The organism is Pyramidobacter sp. CG50-2, from assembly GCF_003612005.1.
Taxonomy (GTDB): Bacteria; Synergistota; Synergistia; order Synergistales; family Dethiosulfovibrionaceae; genus Pyramidobacter.
In genome coordinates this window covers 1-6948 of the sequence record NZ_RAWT01000077.1, presented here as the reverse complement: position 1 = coordinate 6948, position 6948 = coordinate 1, and the positions used below count along the sequence as shown (strand labels likewise).

The window sequence follows — 6948 nt, the reverse complement described above, 5'->3', positions numbered from 1 at the left end:
GGGAGCAACGTCATCGGCGATAAGGCTTACGGTTCGCAAGCCATCAGAGAGTACATTACTTCTCGGGAGGGAAGTTACACTATCCCGCCGAAGAGCGATAATCCCGAACCGTGGTTTATAGATGAGCATGTTTACAAGGAACGACACTTGGTTGAATGTTTCTTTCAGAAAATCAAATGGTTCCGTAGAATTTTCACCCGCTATGACAAACTTGACGCTTCGTTTTTCGCTTTTGTTCTTGTTGCTGCCAGTGTTATTTTATTGAAATAATACAAGCTGAAATGTTTTTTTAAACAAGCCCTAATATCAGCAAGTTTTTCACCGTCCCGTTTGCACCTTTGTTAGCAGAGCTCTGAAAAAAGTTTGACGGTCGCTTTTCCCTTTTGTATCGCCCAATGATAGGAAGTTTGCTCCGGTGATATGTAATCTTTTCTTGTAAAACGCACAACTATCATTTATCCATAATCACTCTTCATCATCAAGCTTCTCTTCTGGAACAATCCTTGTCTCCTCATACCAATCAACCGGCACAAGTTTTTTGCCTGTATTCTTCCAGTCTTCTATGGTTTCTTCTCTGAAATCATCGTTATCCAACCGGGCATGGTCAACTACAATAACCTGCATTTTTCCATTCAGCTCGGCAACACGATTTCTAATGAATGCAAAAATCTTTGTTACTGCTTGGACATCCATGTCTTCATCCGCAGTAGATCCTTCCGGGAAATACACCTGAGAAGGCTGATCTAAGAACAAGAAATTTGGAACAGGCCGATTATTGTTTATAAAATACTTGTGAAGACCAAACATAGTAATCAAATGAGATCCCAGCCAGTTTGATCCACTCCCCATTTCCTTCAGAGGAATAGGTCTTCCATGATCAACAACGACCGTTACTCTGCCCATATCCAACCTATACGGAGATCCTGCATATTCCATCTCCAGCTCACTCGCCCAAGTAGTCATATCATTTTGAATTACTGAAAGGGCAGAGGAAACCCGATCTTTAACAGAATCATTACTTAGAATAGCATCAATCTCTGCGATCCTATCCTTCAATATCTTTATTTTCTTTTTCACATCAGTTGTATCGTCAGCCAATTGAACGTTTTCAAGCCAATAGCTAATACGACCAAAGACTTTGGCGCGCCTATCATTCAAATCACGAATACGTTCCGCATCCTCCATTTGAATGTATGTTCCCTCTATCTCGGCTCTGATTACCGCTATTTCGTCCTTTATGCCACTTGTTTTTACTTCCTGCTGATCTATATATCGTCTTAACTGTGGCCGTTCCTTTTCAACACGACTAATTGACTGATCAAGCGATCTTATTGACTCTTTAAGCTTTGTAACTCCAGGTGGTTCAGGGTCGAAATCGCCAGAACAAAGTGGACATTTTCCGGGGTTGAAATCAAGTTTTTCAAATAGCCCAATTGACTCTAACCTGACTTTCTGATGCGCCAGTTCACCCCTAAAACCAGATGCATCTGCCAAATAAGAACGCGCCTCACTTATGCTATCCTGAAGGTCACTAAGTTCATCTTCTTTTTCCTTTAATTGTGTTTGAAGGGTGGAAAGGTGATCCATTGAACCTGTAGGCACACTCTGCGTTACTAAGCGAATCTGTTTGAGAGCTTCATAAAGGGCAGTGAAATCAGTTTTATCAATATCATCAATATCCCGAATCAAACCCACTGCTTCTGCTTCAACTAACAAAGCTATTGCCTTCTCTGAACCAGTCCCGCTGATAGCCTCTAATTCTGCTAGTTGTCTTGTTAAAATCCTCAGTTCTCGATCCTTAGTGCGTTTTTCCGTAGCCAACAAAACTGCCTCTTCATTAACAGCACCAAGAAAATATGGCAAGGTATCCCTAATTGCATTAGTGATAGGCAAACCTTCACTTTGCCTATGAAATAAATGGTTTCTGGCTGTAACTTCATCTTGACTCTGGAAGCAGCAGAATAACGAGTGTCTAATGTTAGCTTCCAGCGGATCACGACTTTCATCATCTTCCGGTATATGGATATTTTCTGAAATTCCAATCTGCTTTGTAAGAAGCTTCTCGATACCTTCGACATTTGTATTTGATGAAAAATCCGCTTTTTCCGGAGAGCTTATATCTGTTCCCAATTCATAATAACAAAACGATGTAGATTGCCTGCCTGGATCGGGATTTTTTCGTGCCACAAATATTCTATTCGTGTTAAATTGAATAAGCAAACCATACCAGACTACATTATCACGAACAACGCCAACAGCAATGTTACAACTACTTCCACCCATGCAATATTCAATGATATCGCCAACAGCAGACTTTCCTGCTTTTGATTCACCTGGTATGATATTCACTTTTCCCGGGTTGAATGACAGTGTGCGCTTTTGTCCGTTCTTCCCATATAGAACCAATTCCAAGATCTGCATCACGGTCTCACCCCCAAACATGTATATATTATTTCAACTTTTCCCGCATCCGCAAACCATCGTCCTACATGTTCGGCTTTTTGCAAGCACTCCGCCACTTCGGGGTCTATGTGCTTCGTTTTGCTGAGTGCTCCAGCAGTTAACACTTCGGATAATTCACCGCTGTCATTCAACCTAATATAGCCAGCCTGCATCATAAATTCGACGGCTTCATTTGTAATTTCCACTAAATCCCTGACACGTTTCCCCAAATTATAAATTAATTCCTGATGCTTCTGAACCCAATTAGTTAGCTGCGTTCGGCTACTTATCTCTGTTCGTATCTGTCGTGGTAAAACCAAAGGCAAAACCAAATAGATAAGTGGAAAAGGAAAATCTCTTTTTGTGTTTTTTTGATATTCAGATATAGTTCCGTAAATCACTCTCCCACAAAATGCAGGGTTGAAGAGATTCTTTACTTCGTCCGGCCTATAATCCCACGCTCTCATTGTTCGTTGACTCCTTCCAGAAGATGCTTAAGCTTTTCAAAGAAGTCTACATGCCAACCAACAATTAAGTTGTTTGCGAGTCGATGATACGTTCCCTGCATAACGTAAGAAGCATCAACACGAGATCGAATTCGAATATCATAATCCATTACTCTACGGTATAACTCTTTACCTGCTTTTATTTTCTCCTGCTCTGTGGGATTCTCATAGTCTTTCAGATCCTCCTCCATATCTGCAAATGCATGTTCCCACGCATCTTTCAACCGATGTTCGTATGTGTCCAATTCATTGGTAAATACAAGTCCCTGCCGAAGCCAATTTGAACGCTGCATTGATGCTTTATAATAGTCCTGAAGAGCCATACGCAGCGACCTACTTTTATATTGAAGAAGCCGAAGCTGTTCCAGAAATATTCTATCTTTTGGATCCAATTCTGCTTCTTCAATTTCATCCAAATCCCAAAATTCGATAGGTAGATTGTCATCACCATACTGCCTTGTTATCTCATAAATCTTAGAATGTAGCTGCCTTTGGGTTGTTATAGTGGGGTCAACTGAGGACAAGGCTTGAACAGATTCCCGAAACCACCACCCTTCAATACGCTCGGTAGCCATTGAAACATGTTCCGGCTTACAAGAATATCTAATCTGTTTCTGGATGTCTTTTTCAACATTCACAATATCACTGGCAGAGGAGATAATCTTAATTCTCTTTACCAGGTTCATGAGAATGTTTTTATCTGTCTGCCTGAATTTGTTGTAAAATTTGGCATTTGTCTTATTAGTGCTATCTTCTGCAACGGTGTTAAGCCGATCATATGCTTTCTGATACTTTTGGTTTTGAATGGCTTCAGCAGCTGAATTGTCTGGAACACCAGCCGTCGTTATGATTACAAAATCCGTGTGATCAAGCAAAGAGAAATCTGCTGATATTGCATCAAACCATACATTCAGAGTCCGCCACAAATCTGTAGAAACATCTGTAAGACTGGCAGGTGTCGTATGATGCTTAGCCTGAATAAGCTGAACAGGTGTACCCTCTTTATCGAAAGCGATGTCATCAAATTTCTCAATAGATATCTGATAACTCGGATCATCACTGCTCATCAGGAGGTTCAGCGCATAGCGCACCTGATACAGGTAACCAAGCATTTGACCTGATGCATTGTGTGATACCATGATTTACCTCCTTTCTGAATACTCACATCATCTTGACGACAACTTTTCGCTTCTATATGATTCAATATATATAACCCGTCTGCCAGTTGTATCATTGAGGCGTGAAAGGGTAAGTCCTTCGATTATCTTTTCATTCATCACATCCAAGGTTCACTTATCATATTCCTCGAATCAGACAATATTTTTTTATTATGTAAGGAAATTTGTTTCCTTGTTCAATATTCCATTTTTATATCACCGGTTACTGCAGCGATATGTAATCTTTTCTCGCAAAACGCAAAATCATCAAAATATTGTAGTTTTGCGTTCTGGTATCAGGCCATTTCCAATGCCTGTTCATTCAGCAAGAAGTCAAACAAATGCATCATCTGATATCCATCCTCAAGATTCGACAGCGGATTACGGTCCATAGTTATCAGGATCTTCTTGTATCCATCGTCCAGCAGATGAAACGCTGAGACTTCTCTTTCTTTTACCGCTTCATCCTGTATGGTGTAAGAAACCTGCACGTAATATCTCTTGCCACTGAGTTCTTTTGCGATAAAATCTATTTCTTTTTCCCGGTTCTTCCCGATATCAACAATATAACCCCGTCGAAGCAGTTCAAGGTATACCAGATTTTCAATAATATGCGTGATTTCAATCTGCCTGTAATGAATAGCAGCGTTCCGGAGCCCCATGTCAGCAGCATAGTATTTATTCTGAGTCTTTAGGTATTCCTTCCCTTTGATGTCATAACGATCAGATTTATAAAAGAAAAAGGCATCGCAAATATGGCTTAAATATCTGCTGATTGTTTCGTTATCTACTGATTTGAATCCGTTGCTCTTCAGAGTATTAGCAATCTTATTCGTGGAGACATACGCACCGATAGAAGAACAGAGCAGTTCAATTAAAGCAATAAACAGTGCTTCGTTGCGGATATCATAGCGTTCTATCATATCCCTCGTGACCACCGTATTTACCATCATATCCAGATAAGTTCTTTTCTCCTGGTCCTCAGTTTCTCTCACAGCATATGGCAATCCACCAAACTGGATATATTCATCAAAGGCATCCATTTTATCGATCTGTCTGAATGCAAGAAATTCTGCAAACGAAAGTGGGAAAACTTTGATTTCAATGCCCCGGCCACGAAAGATCGTGTTGATATCATGGGACAGCAGTTTGGAATTGGAGCCGGTAATATATACATCTGTATTGAATTCCGCCTTGATCGAATTGACTACTTCCTCAAACCCGTCTACAAGCTGAATCTCATCCAAAAATACATAGTACAGCTCCTCATCACAGATGGCCTCGGCTATGTAATGATAAAGCGTATCCCCGTCCCGAAGTGCTTCCCATTTCTTCAGATCAAGCGACACTTTGATGATATGATCCGAAGGAACACCATCGGACAGAAGATAATCATAGTAAAGTTCATTCAAAAGAACCGACTTCCCACATCTACGGATGCCGGTAATTACCTTTACAATGTCCTTTTTTCGATATCGGACAAGCTTTTCCAAAAGTTGATCTCTCTTGATATACATCTTCCAATCACCTCTCTGCCTGTAATATAAACGCAAAACTTCAAAAAATCAAGAGTTTTGCGTTTTGTGCATGTATCAAAATATAGAGGACAGAACACTCACAAATTTCTCTGTGAGCTTTCTGCCCTCTGTCGATCAGCATACTGGATCTTTCCCACATACTCTGGCGTATGCACTTCTATAGATTTGCAGCCAAGATCCTTAGAAGTGCTGCCATTTCCGGCTTTCAGAGCCATATCCTCCACCTTCTGATAGGGGATATTTCCCAGCCTGTCTTCATTCCCTTTCTGAGGGATAACCTCCATCATTAGTTTCAGCTTCATGGCTTCATAATCGGACAGCTCTCCAACATTAAACTGGGGAGTGCGATCCACGACCTTCATAAGCTACACTTCCACCTCTCCCAAAATGTCCTTATACGGACGGCCTGCTTCATAGGCCTGAAAAGCACCGGTCATGTTGAGGTTGGCCTCAACCGGGGAATCGCCGCTGCGGAAAGAAAGTCCTCGGTAGGATTCACCCTGAAGCTTCTCCACATCCCGGATCCCGATCCTTACGTCAGCAAGTTCCGGCTGGAGATCTTTGTCAAACCGTGCCGTCAGATCTTCTTTCATTTGTTCCAAAAACTGCTCATAATTCATCTGATGTCCTCCTTTTCGTGAAATAATAAAAGGCCGGTCAGATTTTCTCCGAAGAAGATCCAACTGGCCTATGTAAGGTAAAACAGATGAATAAAAAATATTGCCTGCCACAGCATTGTACTCGTGCAATCGAAGTATTTTGTTAGCAAGTTTTTTTAGGGATTTTTTGCTCTTGTTAGCAAAACGATGATTTTGTTAGCAAAATGGGCGATTTTTGCTAACATATTAGCTGGCTAACAGAAATCGATGGGTTTTATGTTAAAGATGAGAAAAGCGGAAAACCAAGAAATCTTGATTTTCCGCGGAATTTCTGGCGTCCCCGAGAGGATTTGAACCTCCGACCTCACGCTTAGGAGGCGCGCGCTCTATCCAACTGAGCTACGAGGACTTGTATAAAATTGACGTTTCAGCTCTTATTTTATCGTTTTTTTCGAACTCACAGCCGATATGAGTTTTTCGATAGGCAGATGGTCCGCAATCACCTTAGGAGGCAGTCGCTCTATCCATCTGGGCTACGGGGTCGTTCTCAAAAGCGGGTTCATCATAACACAAGCGCTTCAAAGCCGCAAGGAACGAACGCAGGCTGTCGTTGTTCAGTGATAAAGTCACCCATAACTGTTCCAAGAAAATGTCACTCTGAGATAATACCGTTCATGAAACAGGAGCGAATGACATTGTCACAAAA

At 41.3% G+C, this 6948-nt stretch carries 7 protein-coding genes and 1 tRNA gene; 1 reads left to right on the top strand and 7 read right to left on the bottom strand.

Annotated features, from left to right (window positions below; translation table 11 throughout):
- Positions 1-270, top strand: a 270-nt coding sequence (locus D7D26_RS11530; protein WP_147413033.1) for a transposase, incomplete at its 5' end; no start/stop codon positions are given.
- A gap of 195 nt (positions 271-465) precedes the next feature.
- Here the strand turns inward: D7D26_RS11530 and D7D26_RS11525 are convergent.
- The 7 genes from D7D26_RS11525 to D7D26_RS11495 form a co-directional block, all read right to left on the bottom strand.
- Positions 466-2421 (bottom strand): DUF3732 domain-containing protein, encoded by a 1956-nt coding sequence (locus tag D7D26_RS11525; RefSeq protein ID WP_158606355.1) that lies wholly within the window; start codon positions 2419-2421, stop codon positions 466-468.
- Entirely contained in the window at positions 2421-2909 is a 489-nt protein-coding gene (locus D7D26_RS11520; protein ID WP_120373140.1) for a three component ABC system middle component, read from the bottom strand. The genes D7D26_RS11525 and D7D26_RS11520 overlap by 1 nt, the downstream gene beginning before the upstream one ends.
- The gene (locus tag D7D26_RS11515) at positions 2906-4087 is read right to left on the bottom strand and encodes an ABC-three component system protein (protein ID WP_147413081.1); all 1182 of its coding nucleotides are present in this window, start codon (positions 4085-4087) and stop codon (positions 2906-2908) included. Before D7D26_RS11515 ends, D7D26_RS11520 begins: the two co-directional genes overlap by 4 nt.
- A gap of 314 nt (positions 4088-4401) precedes the next feature.
- Positions 4402-5622 carry an ATP-binding protein gene (locus D7D26_RS11510; protein WP_120373138.1) on the bottom strand — a complete coding sequence of 407 codons (1221 nt, stop codon included), beginning with the start codon at positions 5620-5622 and terminating at the stop codon, positions 4402-4404.
- A 98-nt stretch (positions 5623-5720) separates the two neighbouring features.
- Positions 5721-6005 (bottom strand): hypothetical protein, encoded by a 285-nt coding sequence (locus tag D7D26_RS11505; protein ID WP_120373137.1) that lies wholly within the window; start codon positions 6003-6005, stop codon positions 5721-5723.
- A 3-nt stretch (positions 6006-6008) separates the two neighbouring features.
- A complete protein-coding gene (locus D7D26_RS11500; RefSeq protein WP_120373136.1) occupies positions 6009-6263 on the bottom strand; it encodes a DUF5688 family protein in 255 nt (84 codons plus the stop codon).
- A gap of 311 nt (positions 6264-6574) precedes the next feature.
- Positions 6575-6651, bottom strand: a tRNA-Arg gene (locus tag D7D26_RS11495).
- Positions 6652-6948: the final 297 nt, after the last annotated feature.

Bases quoted from the DNA above. Each gene is read 5' to 3' on its own strand.
- D7D26_RS11500 (WP_120373136.1), bottom strand. From the start codon at position 6,263: ATGAATTATGAGCAGTTTTTGGAACAAATGAAAGAAGATCTGACGGCA.
- D7D26_RS11505 (WP_120373137.1), bottom strand. From the start codon at position 6,005: ATGAAGGTCGTGGATCGCACTCCCCAGTTTAATGTTGGAGAGCTGTCC.
- D7D26_RS11510 (WP_120373138.1), bottom strand. From the start codon at position 5,622: ATGTATATCAAGAGAGATCAACTTTTGGAAAAGCTTGTCCGATATCGA.
- D7D26_RS11515 (WP_147413081.1), bottom strand. From the start codon at position 4,087: ATGGTATCACACAATGCATCAGGTCAAATGCTTGGTTACCTGTATCAG.
- D7D26_RS11525 (WP_158606355.1), bottom strand. From the start codon at position 2,421: ATGCAGATCTTGGAATTGGTTCTATATGGGAAGAACGGACAAAAGCGC.
- D7D26_RS11520 (WP_120373140.1), bottom strand. From the start codon at position 2,909: ATGAGAGCGTGGGATTATAGGCCGGACGAAGTAAAGAATCTCTTCAAC.